Annotated in this window: 11 protein-coding genes; 2 read left to right on the forward strand and 9 right to left on the reverse strand. The window is 37.9% G+C overall.

Annotated elements, in window-relative coordinates:
* Nucleotides 1–186 precede the first annotated feature (186 nt).
* The 4 genes from OM074_RS08210 to dapA all read right to left on the reverse strand — a co-directional run bounded on the left by OM074_RS08210 (nucleotide 187) and on the right by dapA (nucleotide 6099).
* Complete coding sequence (locus OM074_RS08210; RefSeq protein ID WP_301198980.1) at nucleotides 187–2022, reverse strand: DUF3857 domain-containing protein; 1836 nt, start codon at nucleotides 2020–2022, stop codon at nucleotides 187–189.
* Between the two features lie 55 nt (nucleotides 2023–2077).
* Nucleotides 2078–3967, reverse strand: a complete 1890-nt coding sequence (locus OM074_RS08215; protein WP_301198981.1) for a DUF3858 domain-containing protein — start codon at nucleotides 3965–3967, stop codon at nucleotides 2078–2080.
* Between the two features lie 372 nt (nucleotides 3968–4339).
* Nucleotides 4340–5092, reverse strand: a complete 753-nt coding sequence (locus OM074_RS08220; protein WP_301198982.1) for an NADPH-dependent oxidoreductase — start codon at nucleotides 5090–5092, stop codon at nucleotides 4340–4342.
* A gap of 119 nt (nucleotides 5093–5211) precedes the next feature.
* Nucleotides 5212–6099, reverse strand: a complete 888-nt coding sequence (gene dapA / locus OM074_RS08225; protein WP_301198983.1) for a 4-hydroxy-tetrahydrodipicolinate synthase — start codon at nucleotides 6097–6099, stop codon at nucleotides 5212–5214.
* 185 nt (nucleotides 6100–6284) lie between these two features.
* On the opposite strand from dapA, the gene OM074_RS08230 reads away from it, so the two are divergent.
* Entirely contained in the window at nucleotides 6285–6962 is a 678-nt protein-coding gene (locus OM074_RS08230) for a hypothetical protein (protein WP_301198984.1), read from the forward strand.
* A 559-nt stretch (nucleotides 6963–7521) separates the two neighbouring features.
* Nucleotides 7522–8529, forward strand: a complete 1008-nt coding sequence (gene gap / locus OM074_RS08235) for a type I glyceraldehyde-3-phosphate dehydrogenase (RefSeq protein WP_301198985.1) — start codon at nucleotides 7522–7524, stop codon at nucleotides 8527–8529.
* Between the two features lie 215 nt (nucleotides 8530–8744).
* Here gap and OM074_RS08240 read toward each other — a convergent pair whose 3' ends face one another.
* From OM074_RS08240 to OM074_RS08260, 5 genes are all read right to left on the reverse strand, one after another.
* Entirely contained in the window at nucleotides 8745–10025 is a 1281-nt protein-coding gene (locus tag OM074_RS08240; protein WP_301198986.1) for a hypothetical protein, read from the reverse strand.
* A gap of 91 nt (nucleotides 10026–10116) precedes the next feature.
* Nucleotides 10117–11094, reverse strand: coding sequence for a PorP/SprF family type IX secretion system membrane protein (locus OM074_RS08245; protein WP_301198987.1), 978 nt, complete (start codon nucleotides 11092–11094; stop codon nucleotides 10117–10119).
* Between the two features lie 2 nt (nucleotides 11095–11096).
* Nucleotides 11097–12053, reverse strand: a complete 957-nt coding sequence (locus tag OM074_RS08250; protein WP_301198988.1) for a T9SS type B sorting domain-containing protein — start codon at nucleotides 12051–12053, stop codon at nucleotides 11097–11099.
* Between the two features lie 19 nt (nucleotides 12054–12072).
* The gene (locus tag OM074_RS08255; RefSeq protein WP_301198989.1) at nucleotides 12073–13086 is read right to left on the reverse strand and encodes a PorP/SprF family type IX secretion system membrane protein; all 1014 of its coding nucleotides are present in this window, start codon (nucleotides 13084–13086) and stop codon (nucleotides 12073–12075) included.
* Between the two features lie 22 nt (nucleotides 13087–13108).
* The gene (locus tag OM074_RS08260) at nucleotides 13109–20491 is read right to left on the reverse strand and encodes a T9SS type B sorting domain-containing protein (protein WP_301198990.1); all 7383 of its coding nucleotides are present in this window, start codon (nucleotides 20489–20491) and stop codon (nucleotides 13109–13111) included.
* Nucleotides 20492–21099 lie beyond the last annotated feature (608 nt).

Raw genomic sequence — 21099 nt, forward strand, 5'->3', positions numbered from 1 at the left:
TTTAATAATAAAATTAATTGTTTAAATGGTAGGTAATACGTACACAATGTTTAATAGTTACCAATTATAGACTAACAAATGTCGAAATAACAAAACACTTTTCATCAACACACTCATAATTTGCATGTTATTGAGAGATTTTTCTCGTTATTTTTTTAAATATTATTATCTAACTGCTTTTCATCACTAAATATTTTTGACCAAAACAGCCTTTGCCTCATCATACTTAGCTACCGACTCCAAAAACTCCACAAAATCGTTATATTTTTCTTTAGGATATTCGCCCTTATAAATTTTAAACTCTCTTTTGTAAACAATATTTCTTCCTTCAGCCACTGCAGAACAAGCATACAACCCAAACTCCGATTTTAACTCAACAGGCTTTGGCAAGGCCTCCATTTTATAACCTTCCGGCATAATATAGTTTATGGTATCATTTTCGCTATAAGGTCGCGACAACAACATTGGTGATTTCCTGTTTCGGGAATACGGAGGCAAACTACTGGATTTGTTTAACGAATTCAGTGAAAAAAACATACGATCCCCCATGATACTGCCAAAAGCAGGGATTGATAATTTGACTTCCTTTTCAACCCAAGGCTTACGCTCCTTATAAGCTGTAACATTATAGTCAAGCAAATCAAAATGGGGAAGGTTAACCGAATTAATTACAGCCTTTCTCCGATCTGTTTCATCTAAGATTGTTAATGCAAAACTTTCAGGAAACAAAGCCCCCCTGAATATCTGGTGCATCTCAAGTTCAGATGCTTCTTTCACATTAATTTTAACATGGGCACGTGTGTTGATATTATTATCATTAACAGTATAAGATGGAGTCTTTAACAACTCCCCCCCAGTATCCTTAATCACCAAAGCATACCTATCATCAGTTGACGAACCCATATAGCCACAAGGATAATGAGAATTGGTACATTCCAACCACAGGGTATCACTTTCCAAAATCACACACGACACAATATGGTTGAAGCTATTTTCAACAAATTCAGTCTTTGTCCTTTGGTGATTACCTGCATAAATAAGGCAATAATGGGCATCATATCCCAACTTACACAGTAACGATGTTACATAATTTGACAATGCTTTACAATCTCCATACGACAGTCTGTCCACAGTTTCTGCATCAAAGGGTTGCCACCCGCCAATACCTTCCTTAATACTTACATACCTGTTTTTTTGCTGAGAATATTGGTAGGCAATGGCAATCTTATCATAATCACTCATCCCTTCTTTAAACATTTGCCTAACCTCGTCCACTGTTTCCACGGGGATATTATCCTTACCCTGGTTTAAACGTCCAACATATTGCCCATAGTCATTCCACGATTCAAAACTCCCTTTATAATTATCGATTATAAATTTTGCGGGCGCCATATGAACCGTAGGTATCCACCCCTCAAACTTACCCGCCAGCACTTCTTCCTGTGGAGCTTCAAAACCTTTTATTTCCCAACTCACCTCCTTTATCCCATCATTTACAACCTCCTTTGCCTGGGTTTCCACATTAAATTCCTCATAACGATATTTAAACACTTCTGGAGCAGTTATTTTATAACTAAGCCTTTCTACCGAAGTATTATAGCCATTAAACGCACTCCATCCGCGTAAATAAAATGTTGAATTAAATTTATGCTGAAAAGAATATGCCACTGTATATGGATAGGTATTATACTTTGGATCAATCACTTTCACCCGATTATCTTCATATAATGAATTGCCCGATACGGCAGAAAAATCCCTGATTTCACTCAAAGGAATAGATTTGACTTTCTTCCCTTCAGCATCATAAACAGTTGCCGAAATATCAGTAATGGAACTCAGCTTGTCATAAGCCTCTTCAAACAAGGCTTTGTCTTTTCCACTCTCCTTTAATATGGTAACAACATATTTTTCGTGGTATACAACTTTTGAAAGTGAGACTACCTCAACTACAGTGTTTTTCTCCCGGACAACCGCATCCGCTCCGGTTAATAATTCTTTCGGGATGGAAGACACCGGGTACATTGGAGCTTTTTTAGCCCAAAGCCCAACCGTGCAAAAAAGAAAGCACAGTAAAATTTTATAATGAAGCTGCATCCTGACTCTTTTTAATGATTACCGGTTCTGCATGTTTTTCGATCACTAAAGCATATAGATGTTTCAGATAGGCATATTCTTCAGATGTAAATATTGCCTTATCAATTTTCATCACATAGGTAACACTCAATTTGTTTCCTAATACGCTATAGTTTATCAAGACTGAACCTGATTTCTCAGGCAGTAAAATCCTGGTAGGTTTTGGCACGGCATCAAAACCATATCCATCCGGAATGGTTAAATTAAACATAACCAACTTCTCTCGTTTATAAGCAAAATCGACCGGATATTTACGCTCTTCCATTTTAAATGGATTACTTTCCACCTTATCAAACACAAATGGGTTAATCATTATCATTTCACCCACTTGCTGTGTAAGGTTACTGACTTTTATTGTATAATCCTCTGAAACCGGTTTATAGATGGAATCCAGATTGGTTAAAGTACAATCCTTAACCCTCAACCCGGGATGCTCATATTCAAACGCTTCCAAAAATTCATCCTCACTTGCATATTTTTTATACTGTTTCCTGAAATCGTAAGCCGAATATTCAAAACGTTTACATTTCAGGGTACCCTCGGCTTCAAGATTTTCATTTAATTTCAGATCATAAAGAGAAGAACTCTTGTCTTTTTTATCTGTTTTCAAGTCAATCCAGGTACCACTTTCATTATTAATCAATCTCCCGGTTTTATTCAAACAACGCAATGGCAGCATATCGGCAGGCATCAATTTCTCTGTAGCATCCAAAAGATACTCCTTATCTCCTATTTTTGCCCGGATAAACATGTAATTTAGTTTCTCCAGACTGGGATAAAACTGATGCAACCTACCATTTTCACGGGTACTTATGGCTACGGGCAAGGCATAAACATCCAATTTCTGCAATAACTGATAAAGCATCATATTAATTTCAGCAGAATTAGCCTTTTTATCCTTATACACACCCCCCAAATGGGACTCAGTTGAAAAAAGGGATTCCACTTCATTCCATTCTACCTGTTTTATTGCTTCATAGGCCGCAATCATTTTATCGTAAGGATCTGAATATTTGGCTTCAATCTCTTTTTTAACAGCATTTAACCCGCCAACACCATTGGTAAGTGCACCGCCAAAGTAGGAATTGGACCTCAACCTCTTATTTACAGCTTCCCATGAAGTGGTAAAGCCTTTGAAATAACCTGGAAAACTAACTCTTAAAATATCAAATTCAAACTTAGAAATATAGTTTTCTTTTGAATCCATAAAAGATTCTGTTTTGAAAGCAGGTACATTTTTCGCTACATAAGCATTATCGCCTTGGGGCATTACAGGAAAGTACCCTCTGGATCTTTTCCTAAATTCCACTTCAGGGGTATTTTCCAACACCAGTTCGCAATATCTAACCGGAATCTCGCGCTGGAATGCAAATTCAGAAGGCAATAGCAATTGTGTAGTTTCAATATCGTATATACTCCCTACCTTTATATTAGGCAAAGCAACTTTCATACGATAATAATCTTCTGTTATTTTTAATTTATAAATGGATTCATTTCTCAACCTCTCCTCAACTACTTCTCCATTTTCAAGGTTATATACCTTTCCTCTGACCTGCATGTCTTCTTTTCCGGGGAAGGAAAACTCAGAAAGAGAAACACCCGATTTCTTTAATATTTTAACTCGGGTAATTGTGGTAAACCTGTAATCATTCCCATTAAAAAATCCGTACTTACACAAAACAACAGCTGCAGCACTTGTGTCCGGCTCATAAACTGTCATTTTTAAATCTTCAATATCTACTTTGCCAAATTTGATAGGTGCTTTTGCCGAAGAGAATTGAGTAGAGATGAAAAAAAAGAAGCAAAATGCAACCAAAGAAAATGTTTTAGTCATAATGTATTTTTATCCAGGGTTTAAAACTTTATACAAAATAAACATTTAAACCAACACGCCCAAAATACAAATGTACTATTTAGTCAAGTTCAACACCCCATTCATCAAAAGCCATAGCTATATTGACAATATAAATAACCTAAGAAGTACTATTAACTGAGACATCAGAGACCATATAACGCGAAAAAGGCCATGTTTGGGGAAACAACGGCCTTTTCATTCTCAACTAACACAACACACAACATTCATTTGTTTAAATAACACACAACACTAACAAATGAATAGTTAATACTTTACGATTAATCAATTAATCATTTGACAAGATAGATATAAAAGTAAGAAAAATCAATTTTTTTTAAAAATTTTCAATTTTCAATCCTCATGATTCATAAAACCCTGACTTTTCAGTACATCCAGTAAAACCTTACTAAACGCTACATTATCCTGTTTTTTATACCTCACATCAGTAAATACCTGAGCCAATGATTCTTTACCATTCTCTTTTACAAAACCAATATTCTCCGGCAATTGCTCTTTTTCCTGATACAGATCTTTAATATCCTCATCCGAATAATCTTTATATTCTTCATAATGAACAATTCCCTCTAACGGCAATCTATCTGCCAGCTCTGGAGATTCATCCGGGTAACCAATGGTTACTGTTGTAACAGGAACAACACCTTTTGGTAATTTAAGCACCTCTATAATTTTATCAGCAGTATAAATTGTGGTACCCAGGTAACAAATCCCCAACCCCTTACTTTCGGCAGCAACACAAACATTTTGGGCAGCAAGCAGAGCATCTATTGCCCCTGTTACAAACGACAAAAAGTTATCATACCCGGGTTTGGCATTACTCAATTCACACCATTTATTAAACCTGTTATAATCAGCGCAGAAGGTTAAAACAACCGGAGCATTTTTTATCATAGGCTGATTAAAATGACAAGGTGCCAATTGGGCTTTGTTGTCATCATCTTCAGTTACCACTACACTATAAACCTGCATATTTCCTGTTGTAGAGGCACGCATACCGGCATTCAATATTTCTTCCAGTGTTTCTTTTGATATTTTTTCAGAAGTGTACTTTCTAATTGATCTGTGATTTAATATAGTATCTATCATTTCTCTTATTGTTTTTAATCATTTCACAAATATATTAAAAAACAAAAAGGCCTTCCATAAAGAAAGACCCCTTTGCATCATCACCAACAAAATATAAAATTTATATACTTTTTTCTTATTTACAGTATAGATAAAGACTTTAGTTCGTCCAACAATTTCTGCCTGTTATCTTCCTCCATAGTGCACAAAGGCCCTCTAAAAACCTCCTTCATAAAGCCCATTTCGGCCAATGCTGTTTTTACCGGGATTGGGTTCGATTCAATAAAACACAGATCCATTAATTTCTGATATTTATAAAACAAATCTTTGGTTGTTGCAACATCTCCATTTATTGAAGCGTCCATTAATTTATGAAAATCAACGGGAATAATATTTGCAACAACAGAGATACAGCCGTCTGCTCCTAACATATTTGCAGAAGCACTAAGAAAATCATCGCCACTGTACACTAAAAATCCTTTGGGTGCACTAGCTATAATTTCGGTAAAGTATGATATAATTCCGGCAGCTTCTTTTACTGCCACAATGTTTTCAAAATCCTGAGCCAGTTTAACCACAGTTTCTGGTGTTAATCCCGCTCCTGTTCTCGATGGTACGTTATACAATACAATTGGTATATCAACGGCCTCCGCAACAGCTTTAAAATGTTCGTAAATACCCTTTTGCGTAGGTTTATTATAATAAGGTACAACAACCAAGGCTGCATCAGCGCCCAATTCTTTTGCTTTTTGAGTCTTCTCTATAGCTGTTTGGGTACAATTACTTCCACTGCCTGCAATCACAGGGATTTTACCATTGATAAGTTTTACCGCACGGGCAACAAGCGCTTCATCCTCTTCATCTGTTAATGTTGGCGTTTCGCCTGTTGTTCCACAAACAACAATCCCATCAGTATTGTTATTCAAATGAAAATCAATAAGTTTATCAAATGCATCCCAATCTATCTCTCCCGATTCATGAAAGGGGGTAACAATCGCAACTATTGATCCTTTAAGTGTAAATGCCATGGTACTATTATTCTTAAAAATCGTTTTTACTTGATATTTTTCCGAACAAATTTCTTGTTTTTTAATATCGTTTACAAATATATACCCCATTAAATTAAAGGAAAAATTTTACCCTTAAAAAAAACCATTTTATAACAACTTGTTAATTATTTAACATTTTGTATTTTTGTAAAAACTAATGTAAGATGATAACAATTCCGCAAGCAGTTGAAATGGTGATTAAAGTAAAGCCTTTTTTATCGGAGGCTTTATTAGATGGATTAATAAACATATCGGCCCTGGCCCGAAAGATTAAGCCTGAAATTGAGAAGATTATCTTAAAGGAGGCCAAACACGGAGCTATTGTAATGGCATTAAATCGCTTATCACCCCAGGTAAACTTTTCAATAAACAAAAGTATTGATAAGATGAAAACCATGTTGGGCGACATCATTGTACGGTCTGATTTATCGGATTATACTTTCAGAAACAGCAAAACACTGGTAAAGGGACATATGAAAGTTATTGAATCCATAGCTGATAATCCAAATATATTTTACACACTGGTAAGAGGCGTACACGAGTCTAACCTTGTAATAACCAGCTACTATTCAGACCTGGTAGAACAATACTTTAAAAAAGAAGAACTTATTCATAAAACCCAGAACCTCTCGGCAATAACTGTCAAACTCCATGAAAGCAACTCCGAAATTCCCGGCTTTTATTATTATATCCTTAAATCGGTAGCCTGGGAAGGGATCAACATTACTGAAGTGATTTCAACGACCAATGAGTTTACCATCTTAGTAAACGATGAAGATGTTGACAGGGCTTTTTCTGAACTAAAGAAAATGAAACGGCCGGGAAAATTATATAGTATATAAATAGGAGACATGAGAGGTGAGCACCATATAAATAAAAACAAAATCGGGTCAAAACATCTTTTAAGTGGAAAAAATATTATTTTATCAAGTAATTATATATTTTAGCCATTAATTACATGTTATTTTGTAACTCAAATAAAAAATTATCGTTACATGATGATATAGGATAAAGAAAAACGAAAACTATCATTAATTATATTGTAATCTATTAGTTATGAAAAAAGCATTGATCATTGTTGCAACAGTAGTATTTTTCGTTGCATTGGGCTTAACTTCCTGCAAATCCACTCAGGACTGCCCAGCGTACAGTAAAATAAGTATTGAGCAAAATTCTGAAAAAGCATAGCAATATCATTAATTTATTGCATAAAGGAGCAAGTCACCGTGATTTGCTCCTTTTTTTATTCTCACCAAAACCCCTGCCAATAACCTTTTTACATTTTTTAATACTGAATTAATAAAATCATCACCTGTTTTTTTGACCAATTGTTAATGATTTTATACTTTTGTACCTCATTTTTAATGGAGTTGTAAATTTTATTTCTAAAAAACCTATAAAATGTCAAAAATTAAAATTGGTATTAACGGATTTGGCCGTATCGGTCGTTTCGTATTTCGTCAGGCTGTTGCCAAAGGAACTATTGAAGTTGTAGCTATCAACGACCTTATTGACGTTGATTACATGGCTTACATGTTAAAGTATGACTCTACTCACGGTATTTTTGATGGTACTGTTGAAGTTAAAGACGGTAAGCTTATCGTAAACGGTGCTGAAATCCGTGTTACAGCTGAGAGAAATCCTGCTGACATTAACTGGGGTGCTGTTGAAGCTGAGTACGTTGTTGAGTCTACTGGTTTATTCTTAACTAAAGAGTCTGCTCAAGGTCACATCGACGCTGGTGCTAAAAAAGTAGTTATGTCTGCTCCTTCAAAAGACGATACTCCAATGTTCGTTATGGGTGTAAACAACACTTCATACACTAACGACATGAACTTTGTTTCAAACGCTTCTTGTACTACTAACTGTCTTGCTCCTATCGCAAAAGTATTAAACGACAAGTTTGGTATTGTTGAAGGTTTAATGACTACTGTTCACGCTACTACTGCTACACAAAAGACTGTTGATGGTCCTTCTGCTAAAGACTGGAGAGGTGGACGTGGTGCTGGTCAGAACATCATTCCTTCTTCTACTGGTGCTGCTAAAGCTGTAGGTAAAGTTATTCCTGAATTGAATGGAAAACTTACAGGTATGGCTTTCCGTGTTCCAACTCCAGACGTATCTGTTGTTGACTTAACTGCACGTTTAGCTACAGAAACTACTTACGAAGCTATTTGTGCTGCAATGAAAGAAGCTTCTGAAGGTGATTTAGCTGGTGTATTAGGATACACTGAAGATGCTGTTGTTTCTAACGACTTCATTGGTGATTCTCGTACTTCTATCTTTGATGCAGGTGCTGGTATCCAGTTATCTCCAACTTTCGTTAAAGTTGTATCTTGGTATGACAACGAAATGGGTTACTCAACAAAAGTTTGTGAACTTATCGAGTACATGGATTCTGTAAAGTAATTTATAGATGATATAAAATAAAAAAGGCTCGCCAGTGGCGAGCCTTTTTTTTACTATCTCGTTTATTGACAATAGTTCGTTATTTTTTTATAAGTGTAAGATTATGAGATATTTAATAAAATCAACTTAAGTTAGGTAAAGATTTAATTTTAAGCATCTTGCAAATAAGTCTCTTATCTAAAATCTAAAATCTAACGATCTGTTATATTGAAAAACTAATAATGAATTCCTTTTACCTGTGGATTCTTTAAGGTTCCTTTTACACAAAAAACAATATCGTCACCTTCTGTTGGCAATTGAAACCCAAGCATATTTTCAATGCTCTTTAGTCCTTCTTTCAGCTCCGGCTTGATATCAGACACCCTGAGAACCATATTTTTTATTTCTCCGCTTTCGATAGAGGATTCCGAAAAATTTATATCCACATCTAAATTTGCATTAAACACAGGCATAACCAACTCGGTATTTGCCACCTGCAATTTTCCATCTTTTAAAGTTGAGTTTACAACAAAATGATCTATTGCAATATCATCCGCACTAATGCCTACCATCGATCCCTGCTTGTTTATCATTTGCCTGGCATCTTCTTCATATTCAATCTTTAACCCCTCCAACTGCATATACAAATCAAACTCAGGCAATTCATCTTTACTAATCTCCCCCTTTTCATCAAAGGCAATATTTCCAGAGAACTTATGCTCTGTATTTTCCAATATAATCTTACCCTGGGTAGGATTTTCCCATGACACCTCACCTTTTGAACTCGCAGTGGAATTAAAAACTACTTGCCTGGGTATAAAGTTTTCTTTGCAATCACCATCAAATTTAAGCAGGGCACCACTCACCATAGCCATCTGATCCGATTCCATATCCAACTGTTTTAATTCGAGAGTATGCGTGCCCGGATTAAACACCATATGCACATCCATCTCATTTAAGGTATTGTATGCATTTGTAAGCCCATCTATTTTAAATCCACCCATATTTTCTGCATGAAAAACCACATCTGATAAATTCATCTGAACCTCTTGGGGTGTTTCCGGAAAATGCCGCTCCAGCTCTTGTAACGTAAATGACTTTAAAGCACCATCAAAATTTAATTTTGCATTACCTGTTTCAAAAACTACCAGATCTTTATCGTTTAAAATAAGGGGCCGGTCAAAATTCAGCTTAAACCAGGTAACCTCTTCCAGCTTGTGGTTTTCAGACAGCTCCATTGCCTCACTATACTTCATATTTACCCTTAATTTTTCCGATTTAAGCGTTATATCGCCAGACTTGTCCGAAACTATTAAATTAGTAAATGTAAATTCAGAAAACAATGGGTTTACTTGTACTTTTTCGTAGGAGATATCAAAGGGGAGCTGCTGGTTTTGAATACTAAACTGTATCCTTTGATCAAGTTTGGCTGCAGATTTATTGCCATATATCCAATTACCTGCAAATAACAGTACCCCTAAAAACAGGATACCAATAATCAATATTTTTACTTTCATTGTTAGTTTGTTAAAAAGTTCCATTAAAACTAGGAATAATTTTTTAACATTTTTCAACAAACCGATAAAATTAACGTTTAACTGAGTTCCATTAAAAGTCTCTTACTGACTTCAATAACTTTCGGGTCCTCTTTTCTCCAAATTCACGGTTCTTATTTGGCACAATCAGGTCATTCAGCTTATAGGATAAAGAGATTTCATGATTATTGCGGTTAATGGATTTTTCCCCTATTGCAAAATCGAATGCGTACCCAACTCCTAAATCTTTAGTGATCTGGACATGAAAAACATTAGAAAGCCAACCACTCTCGCTCCACAAAATTCCATACCATAATAAATCCCTGTACATAGCCTGCATCCCCAGGTTTACTTCCGAAAAATCCGATGCCGACCGGTACCACACAGAAGGTTTAGCCACTAAACTCCTATTTATCTGAAACATATAACCAGATACCACATGAAAATACTTTTTGCCAACAACCTGATCAAATCCATTATCAGCATCAGCTTGTTTGATATTGGCCCAATGTGCAACCGACAACCCCGCAAAAAAACTTTGGGAGTACAAAAAAGCACCACACCCTGCAGTTATACCAGTTGTATTCCTGCTACCGGCTGAAAAATTAGGATCATTTTCATGGGTTAAGGCCAATTTACTGTATCCTATCTGATAGTTGTTCAGATTGGTATTTAATCCCAACGACAAAAAAGTCAACTCTGATATTTTCAACAAATAGGCATACGACACATTTGCAGAGTAAAGCTTATTTACACCATAACTTTCCAATTCAAACCCACCTCCTACTGACATCATTGTGTTGTTCACCGGTGCATGAACAGCCAGATGGTAGCTGGTTGGAGCCCCTTCGATTCCCATCCACTGTTTACGCGCCATAACATTTACCGACATGGTATTTAGCGTGCCTGAATATGCAGGGTTTATAAAATACTGAGTATGCATATAACGGGATGTGGAATTGCCAAACTGCCCAAAAAGGGAAACATGACAAAAGACTATCAGTCCCCAAAACACCCAAAGCACCTTATCGTTAATTACAGCCTTCCTCATAATTATTTATTGATATAGATGAAACCTGAAAAATCTTTTTTATATGCTGGTACCTTTAACACATAATAATACGTACCATTAGCACATATTTTCCCTGTACTACCTCCTTCATTACCCATTCCATCCCAGTCATTTTTATATTCAGTATTGAGATACACCAATTCGCCCAAAGGATTAAATATTCTTATTTGCATCGTCAATCCCTCTAAATCCGGAATGCTAAAAACATCATTCAACCCATCCCCATTGGGAGAAATCCCCTGAGGAATAAAAATATCATTTTCAACCAGCGACTCTACCCGGAAAAACACCCATGCCTCAGAACAATCTCCGTTTTCGTCACAAACCTGATACTGCAACGAGTCCACCCCACGGAAATATTCGTCAAAATATGCCTGTATATTATTATCAACACCTATTTCACTCACCCCATTGTTAATATCTCTCAGAATATATATTTCCATTGTGCCATCAAATAAAAACTCATCATTGTCCAATACAGGAATAACGAACTCCTGACCGCGCAACATTTTTGCAGAATCAGGATATGCTTCAGGGATAAAGTCAATATTTTCGATATTTACATCAACAGTTGCTTCATCACACTCTCCATTTTTCCCGCACACCTTGTACCGAAACTCATCCGTCCCCTCATATCCAATCTCTGCCTTATACCATATCTTAAAATCATCCAACACCTTAATTTCTGCATGTTCAGGTTTTTGAATAACTGTAAGTTCTTTCACGCCACCCAACAAGCCATAATCATTATTGAGCACATTAACTTCTTCTTCTCTTCCCTCACCTATTAACAAATAATCATCGTTAGCCACCACCGTCATAGTCTTTTGGGCATCCATAGCTAATGAAAACCAATTAACCTGTCCGAATGAAGCCATGCTTATCCCCACAAACAGCACTTGAAGTGTCCAGTATTTTATATTTAATTTTCTCATCATTTATTCTTTCTCTAAAAATTCAATACCAAATCATACCGCTATATCTGGATTTTTTATTCTTCCGGGCCTCAGAACATGGAATGGCATGGTGCTTCAGGTTATTGCATATGGTATATCTCAACACCAGCTGATAGGCGCTACCATATTCCAATTGTGCCCTTGTTAGTCCGAGCTGATACTCCAAACCCAGACTTATTCTTTGATAGTTCACACCCATTGTAGCTGCCATCCCCAAACTTTTACCAAAATTATCATCCATGGTTCTTCTGTATGCTACCAGTCCCCATAAGGCATACATCGGATTGGGAGTTGGGAAAGTTCCTTTTAAGGACAGGTCTACCCGTTTATCTGTTTCGCTATTTCCCCTGACCATAACCATGGGTTCAAGGAACACGTCCCTGTCCACCACTTTATACATACCGCTTAAAAACAAATGCCAGTCCATGGGCAATCCAGGTTCTCCATCTCCCTTATATAATGGATTTGTTTGGTTTAGCATATTGGTTACTGAAAAACCGATGTGGTAATCATCGTACATAAATATCACGCCTGCATTTGAATTATACCCCCATCCCGAGGAAATTCCACCATGAATCAGGGGATCGATAATGGTTGTATTGTTTTGAAAATTACTTTCATCAATACTACTCTGTTCCACCGAAAAAGCCAGTCCAAACGCCAATTTAGAGATATGCCTTCTGGATTTTCCCAAAAGCACTTCGTATGATAGGGATTGGTGCAAACCAAATTCCTTCATATTCCCATTCCTGTCGTTATAAACATAGGTTCCAAACCCTAAACTCTTACTTAGCGGCCCCTGGGCATTAAAAATTTGTGTTGTTGGAGAATCTTCCATCCCCAACCACTGGTTTTGATAAAACAGCCCAAATGAATAGCAATCTTTATCACTCCCTGCATTGGCCGGGTTCATCAGGAACATATCATACATATATAAATTGGAGATGTAGTACTTTTGAGCCTGCACCACAACCCCTATTCCAATAATTATATGTAATATGACCATCTTCTTCATAATCCCTTCCTAACAAACACCATCAATTTCTTTTCAATGTAACATGCCCCTTAATAGACCTATAAAATGGCAAACCATCAATAACATACCAGTAATCATCTGTTGGCACATTTTGTCCCAAATATTTTCCATCCCACCCCTTTTCAGAGGCTTTATATTTGATCAGCAACTTGCCATACCTGTCAAAAATTCTAATATAACTATCTACCAACTTGTCTTTTCCTGTAATTTCCCACGTATCATTTACGCCATCACCATTAGGGGTAAAAAACTCAGGAATTTCAATTTCCAGGTTATTGTTCAGCACCACCTGGGCAACAGCCATACATCCATTATCATCAACAACTTCTATTTCATGAAGCCCGTTTTTTAAGTTCTTGAAAACATTCTCTTTTTGAGGAAAGTCCCCGTCTATGGAATACTCATACGGCTCTGTTCCTCCTTCTCCAATCACAATTACCTGGGCATACATGGCTGTATCGATATATGCAATTACGGGGGTTTCGTTAAAAACTACCCGGGCAGTATCCCTGAATACAAAACACCCATCAGACACCTCTACCCAATATTCTCCGGGAGTTACAACTTCTTTTATTTGTTCATACCACCCATCATTCCATAAATACGACTCAAAACCATACCCGGCATCCATCTCAAAAATTTCATTTTCACATACTGAGGTATCTGAACACAACTCCATTTTTGGGGCTATCTTATATTTAAGAGTCTGGCTATCGAACCCATTGCAACCATATTGATCAGTTACAACAACCACATTAACGGTATCCAGCAAATCTGCCTCAATCCCGGGAGATGTGGCTCCATTATGCCATAAATAAGAAGCATAGTCACCACCTGCATCCAACTGCCACTGAGCCAAAGGACAGATGATCATGTCCGGCCCCAGATCCACTTTCGGCACATCCCGCCATACAACAGATGCCATTGATCGGGCCTGACATCCCATGGCATTGGTAACTACCAACGAATATTCACCCTCAGTTACTGATATTGAGGATGATTTTTCGCCCGTACTCCATAAATACGAGTAGCCATTTCCTTCCGGCCCTGCCAGCTCACCCTCTTCCCCGGCACAAACAGAATCATTTACCATGGTAAAACCCTCAAACCCATCAATTACTACCTCTACATCTTTCGAATTATGACATCCATATTCATCCCAAACATCGAGAACCACTATACCCGTTTCGTTGATGGTTATGCTATTAGTATTTAAGCCGGAATCTCCGTTCCACTGATACAAATAATTATGCCCCTCATCACTTATGGTTAACTCTGTTGGTTCACATGAAATCGTGTCGCCAGCTATATTTATCTCAGGAAGGGGTACTACATTCACATCTACCTGATCCTGAACAACACAGCCATTTTTATCTGTTACATTCAATATATACGTTCCGGGCTGGCTTACTTCAAGTGCTTTACTGGTCTCTATCAACTCCATTACTCCCTCATCAATAAAATACCAGGTATAAGTGAGTGCATCCTCAACAGGGTTTTCAATTATAACCTTTTCGTTTGCACAAACCTTTACTTCATGCTCCATTTCAAGTAAGGTAGCAGGAGCTCCATCAACTGTTACGATATCTGAAGCAGCACAACCATACTCATCCACAACGGTAACTTTATAATTACCGGGCTCATAAACAACTAGCGAGGCATCATGCCAATTGTTATACCTGTAGTTTTCATTCGACTGCCAGTAAAGATAATCCAGAGCCGCACCTGTAGAAGATGAATAACTATCTATTGAAATCCTTCCTTCCTCTCCGGCACAAAGAATATTTAGTCCCCCATCCATTGCAACCTCAGGCAATTGGCGCTCTACCACTTCTGTCTCCTGCATATTACTACACCCCAACAATGTTGTTTCCACCCGATATACGCCAGCCTGATTTATATTTGTAAGAAGAGATTGATTATTATATTCCGGCAGGTAAACACCATTGCGGTACCATTGATAAGTATCATAGCCCTCCGTTGCCACTATTTCAACAGACTCTCCTATACACAGGTTGGTAGCAGCTTTCAATAAAGGGGGTGCAATATTGTATACCGTGATCATTGTTTTATCCGAAACATAACACCCATTTATATCCAAAGCCTCAACATAATAAGTTCCGCTATTTGATTCATCTATTTTGTTATTAATATATTGATATTCATTCTCCGGAGTAATTGAAACAAATGCACCGGGATTAGTGGCCGGTTCAAAACTCCAGTTATAGTTGGTATAATTTGGATCTGCTGTCAGGCTCAACGAAACTCCTTCACATTCGTTTTTATCCGGTCCCAGATCCAATCCCAAGGGTTCAATATACTTTATCACAGCCACAGCCCTTCCTGTACAACCGTTATTATCCGCAACTTCTAACCAATAATCAGAGGCTGTGTTGTACCGGGCAGTTTGTGTGGTTTCTCCATTGCTCCATAAATATGAAGCATAACCTGTTGGTCCGTTTATTTCCACTTCAGTCCCTTTGCAGGCAATCTCTTCTTCCAATGCGATTTCCGGTAGTGGATGAACCGTAATATTGACCTCCTGGCTCACCTCACATCCTTCTGTGGTCCAACCCGTAACACCATACAATCCACTCACCTGAGGAATAATCCAATTTTGGGTTTCAATGGTATTTAGCACTTCACCTCCAAACGTCCACTCATAGGTTACAAAATCAGTCACATTTTTTACTGCTTCCCCCTGGCACACTTCAGTCCTGTCCAACATCACAGAAGGAGCACCTTCTACCTTTATTGATATTTCATCGTCACTTATGCACCCCATTGCATCGGTTACTGTAACTCCTATATTAATCTGTCCTGCTTCGCCTGTAACAACCTGGGTTTCCCAATCCGTATCGCCATTGCTCCATGCATATTTGGCATAGCCCTCTTTAACAGAAAGCATCAATATATCATTGGCACAAACCGATATATCACCAGCCAACAAGTCAGGTTCCGGAATCCTTGTTACTTCTGTGTGACCTTCAGCCCTGCACCCAAACTCATCAACTGCAGTTACACTATAAATACCTGGTTCAACTACCTTTAAAGTAGCAGAACGCCAATCACTATATCTCACGGCCTCATTACTGTTCCAGTACAAATAATCCAGTGATCCATCCTCACTTTTGAAGTCCTCCACACTCAAAATAGTTTCTACCCCGTTACACAAGCCCAACAACTCCGGTAGTTGAACTATTGGTAACTCATGTTCTTCCACCTCTATCTCGTTACTTATCACACAAGCACCATCTATAGCTTCCACACGATATATTCCTTCGGTGTTGATACCCGACAATTGCGATAGGTTGGCATAGGCTGTTTGTTCTTCGCCATCTAAAAACCACCTGTACGAATCATATCCTTCCGTTGCCATCAGATTAATATTCCCACCTTTGCACAAAGCCTTTGTGGAGCGCAACTCAGGAGGTGCGGATGAATAGAAGGTCACATTTACCTCATCGCTTACCCAACAACCATTATTATCAATTGCCTGTACCTTATAGGTTCCGTTATGATGGGTTGTGCCCGATATAATCTGGTATGTATTGGCAGGATCCGGATCCAACGGGTTGGTTGTACCCGGATCAACAGATGGTGAGAAACTCCATGTCCATGAGCTATGATAACCATCGCCATTCAGCAGCACATCATTTCCAACGCACTCATCCCTGTCAGGCCCCAAATCAATCCCAACAGGTTTTATATAACTAAGTGATGATGATGAACGTGCCTTACAACCATTATTATCGGTTACTTCGAGCCAATAAGACGAAGCCGTATTTAATTCATTATTTTGCGTTGTTACTCCATTGCTCCATATATAACCGGCAAACCCGGAAGGCCCTTCTATCACTACTGCTTCTCCCTCACAGGCCGATTGGGGTTCAAGCGAAAATGACGGCTGTTCATGGACAGTTACCTCCATAACCGCATTTGCCTGGCAACCATTCTCATCCCAAACCCGGAGACTATAACTCCCTGTTTTGTCTGCCAACAGTTGATCAGAGTTTAAACCCGGAGTATTGTTCCACTGATAGGTTAATCCACTATCAACAGAGTTTGCATATAATGTAGTTGATCCGCAGACTACAGGATCTCCTTCTATAGCAACTCGCGGCAATGGGTTTTCATTAACAATAACCTGATCGCTGGATTTACAACCATTAATATCTGTTACACTCAAAATATAGTTTCCCGGTCCTGTAATTTCCAGATCCGAGTTACTCCCCACTTCTGTTTCACCCAATGGGGTTGTTTTATACCACCTGTAGTCTAATGCACCGTTTACAGGATTCTCCAATACGATGCTACTATTCGTACAGAAACTTTGGGGTTGACCCAGGTCAAACACTTCGGGTAAAAATGAAGAAACCACTATTTCATCCGAAGCCACACAGCCATAAGTATCTACCACGGTAACACTATAACTTCCGGCCTCAGCCACCTCATATGATGCCGTTTGCCAATCGCCAAACCTTAAAGTATCATGATCGCCCCAGTATAAATAATCCAGCCCTGCCCCATTATTGGATACAAAGCTTTCCACTTGCAACTCTTTAGGAAATCCGTCACACACAGCAAAATTTTCAGGCAGCTGTACTGATGGATTACCATGATTTATAACATTAATCTCTGAAGATTTACGACAGGCACCATAGGTTGCTTCTACCCGGTATAATCCGGCATCTGCCACATCTGCCATCTGGTTCAGGTTATCAGATGCAGCAATATGGCTGCCATCCTGATACCATGTATAACTATCGTATCCCTCTGTTGCAATTATATCAACAACTTCTCCTTCACAGAGGTTCTCGGTTATGGTTAACGTAGGTGCTTCTGCAGCATAAAGCGTTATAATCACCTCATCCGAAACAGAACATCCGTTTATATCAGAGGCCGTAACATAGTAAGTTCCACTATGAGAAAGTCGGGCATTTGAGATGATATATTCGCTTTCAACAGATGGATTCAACCCAGAAACAGTTCCGCGTGTTGAAGAAGATTCAAAAGACCAGGAATAATCACTGAATGATTTATCGCCTGAAATCATAACATCTATACCAACACATTCATTTCTATCCGGGCCTAAATCAAGAGATGCCGGCTTATAAAAAGTTACTGACCCATCAGACCGGGCTGCACAACCTTTTTCATCCGTAACCTCAAGCCAAAAATCTGTTGTTTCCGACAATTCGATACTCTCAGAATTATCCCCCGTACTCCACATATAAGTGGCGTATCCGGAAGGTGCTGAAATGGTCTTTGTTTCACCCTCACAAGCCATCGCATCACCCAATACAATGGCTGGCAACGGGTATACCGTTATATTTATATCCCGGGTTGTAGAGCAGCCATCTGCATTCCAACCGGTAAGTGTATAAACACCTGATTCCTGAGGCACTATCCAATTCTGAGAAGTATTTGTATTGACCACAGTATCCTTAAACACCCATTCATAACGATCAAAACTGGTTGTATTTACAATAGAAGTCCCCAGGCAAACCTCTGTTTTATCCAGGTTTATCTGAGGTATTTCTGACACTTCAATATTTACATCATCCTGATTAGTACATCCTAAAACATCCGATACTGTAACATTTAACGAGATATTCCCTGGCTCACCTGTCTGTACTGAGGTTTGACTGCCTGTATCGCCATTGCTCCATGTATATACCGAATAGGAATTATCCACTGCAAAACTCAGCTCCTCTCCCTGACACACTGTAGTATCATTCCCTAAATCAACTTCAGGAAGATGAAATTCCACATCAAGACTATCTGTTAAAAAACAACCTCCATTTTTAACCTCTGCCACAACATAATACAATCCCGATTGCTCAACAGAAAACACCCTGTCGGAGGACAATAGTTCATTTCCCGTTTCTAACGAATACCAGTTATAATTGAGCATTCCATCCCTGGCCCTTAGGGTAATCTGATTACCCACACACTCATCTTGCTCACCATCCAGCCAAAATGCATTGTACGATGAAAAATACCCAAAACTAGTACACCCGGATTCTTCACCGGAACCATTTTCATCTAAAACACACAAATGAAATACCCCGGTGGAATTTTTTATGATATACGGTACCCCTGTTGTTAACTCATCCAGGTTAACCGCACAACAAACCCATGCATCCTGACCAGTATCCTGACCAGGAACTGTTTGCCAGCTATTTATATGCTTTTTTAGGTTTAATTTATTCCCTTGGTTATCAAACAACTCAAACGAAGCTTTATCCTTGCGCTTTACAATTATATTGACCCAAAACTCCCGGTTGAACACCCGGGTAAAAGAAACATCGGCAGAACCATTACAATTATAATTGGGAAGTATGGCACTACTCAACTCATTAGCCGAGCTCGTTGTTGAGTTGACTAAACCAGTTACCTGATACGCATAAACCCTCTTTGTTGCATAAATAAAAACTGCATGGTCTGAAATATCAAACTCTGCAATTTCACCTTTTTGCAACGCCCTCGTATTTTTTGTGGTGTTATTTAAAAACACAAGGGTATTGTCTTCTATAGCCATTACAAACACCTTTTGAACAGTGTTGTTATTTTTAAAGCTATCGGATGCCTTACTGGTATTAATGGCTACATACTCTGTTCCGATAGCATTTATTGGAATCAACTGGTCCCCAATCAAATCATTTGGATGACTATCCACATCTTCAATAACTGCATCATCAGAGATGGTTACTGCAATCCTTTTGTCCGAGTTTATTTCCGTACCAGCCAACGCTCCATTTGCAGAAATATCCCTGTTTTCAATACAAAATGTCTGTCCCTTGTCAAGTATAATTTCAAATGCTATATCTGCTGCGTGCCCGGTTACATCTACCGAAGGGATGATTTCAATAGTCGTATTGTCTTCTGAAGCTACAATATCTACCTTTTCATTGGCCGATCCATTGTAACCCTGATAGTTTTGATAAATATTTTGGGAAGGAACAAAGAATGTTTTTCCGAGTGCGTTTTCAGCTTTTAAAATAAATTTCTCTGCATTGTTAGGATTACTGACTTCATAATAAGCTGCAATATCCGTATCTGAAGAAATATAAATCCCTTTGTTATTTACCGTATTTACAGGATAATTTTCCACTACCGACTTATCCAGTTCAAAACTATACTGAGTATTGGCAGAAATAGTAACCTGCTTTAAAACCCGGTTATTATCAGCTGGCATAGAAACTGTTACCGATGCATTAGTATCAAATGCCGTAATCCTCAATATAACAGGATCATCTCCATTTTCCTCCCATACATCCGGTGCTACAAACCAGAATTCCTTACCTACTTGTGCATTGACTTGAAAATGTATAGCAGATACTATAATTAAAATATATAATATTTTTGGTATAGGTTCCATTTCCTCACTTTAGTCTAGTTAAAATCACAATACATCCTGTATCATACATAAACTTAAAATATTTACGTACATCATTACCTTTAGTTTCCTTTAAACACGGGATATACAGCGATATAAGGGGGTATTAACATCAATAAACATGACGTTCATCTACAAAACAACTTCAATAAACTGCCAAAATAAGCAGTTAACCAAAATGAGAAAAAAAATGCCCGATTAGTGTCTGGATAAATAAAGTTCATGAAGTTATAAAGTTCATAAAGTTTATAAAGTTCATAAAGTGTAAAGTTTATAAAGTTGAATAATTACAAAGGCATTGTCATCAGATAATGTATCAGTAACAAAAGTTGGGTCTGAAGAAAAAAAGAGTTTTGTTTGCTGTTAAATAAAAACAGAGTATTGAACAAAAGAAATTTGAAGAAGGATTGTCCTAATTAATAATAATTTTTACTACAATCCATACCAGCAGAATGTTATTGCTTTAGAATAGGATCTTTATTAATGATATATTTTAGGCTGAAAGCCTTTGACTTCACAACAAGGGGCATCGCCCCTTGAAAATACCAAGCTGTAAATCTCAGGCTGTAAGTCTGAAACTATCTCCAATA

It is taken from the genome of Plebeiibacterium marinum (assembly GCF_026013615.1).
Classification (GTDB): domain Bacteria; phylum Bacteroidota; class Bacteroidia; order Bacteroidales; family Marinilabiliaceae; genus Saccharicrinis; species Saccharicrinis marinus_A.

What these genes read in the sequence shown, in the direction of transcription:
- OM074_RS08210 (WP_301198980.1), bottom strand. Translation starts at nt 2,022, where the DNA reads ATGTACCCGGTGTCTTCCATCCCGAAAGAATTATTAACCGGAGCGGAT.
- OM074_RS08215 (WP_301198981.1), bottom strand. Translation starts at nt 3,967, where the DNA reads ATGACTAAAACATTTTCTTTGGTTGCATTTTGCTTCTTTTTTTTCATC.
- OM074_RS08220 (WP_301198982.1), bottom strand. Translation starts at nt 5,092, where the DNA reads ATGATAGATACTATATTAAATCACAGATCAATTAGAAAGTACACTTCT.
- dapA (WP_301198983.1), bottom strand. Translation starts at nt 6,099, where the DNA reads ATGGCATTTACACTTAAAGGATCAATAGTTGCGATTGTTACCCCCTTT.
- OM074_RS08230 (WP_301198984.1), top strand. Translation starts at nt 6,285, where the DNA reads ATGATAACAATTCCGCAAGCAGTTGAAATGGTGATTAAAGTAAAGCCT.
- gap (WP_301198985.1), top strand. Translation starts at nt 7,522, where the DNA reads ATGTCAAAAATTAAAATTGGTATTAACGGATTTGGCCGTATCGGTCGT.
- OM074_RS08240 (WP_301198986.1), bottom strand. Translation starts at nt 10,025, where the DNA reads ATGAAAGTAAAAATATTGATTATTGGTATCCTGTTTTTAGGGGTACTG.
- OM074_RS08245 (WP_301198987.1), bottom strand. Translation starts at nt 11,094, where the DNA reads ATGAGGAAGGCTGTAATTAACGATAAGGTGCTTTGGGTGTTTTGGGGA.
- OM074_RS08250 (WP_301198988.1), bottom strand. Translation starts at nt 12,053, where the DNA reads ATGATGAGAAAATTAAATATAAAATACTGGACACTTCAAGTGCTGTTT.
- OM074_RS08255 (WP_301198989.1), bottom strand. Translation starts at nt 13,086, where the DNA reads ATGAAGAAGATGGTCATATTACATATAATTATTGGAATAGGGGTTGTG.
- OM074_RS08260 (WP_301198990.1), bottom strand. Translation starts at nt 20,491, where the DNA reads ATGGAACCTATACCAAAAATATTATATATTTTAATTATAGTATCTGCT.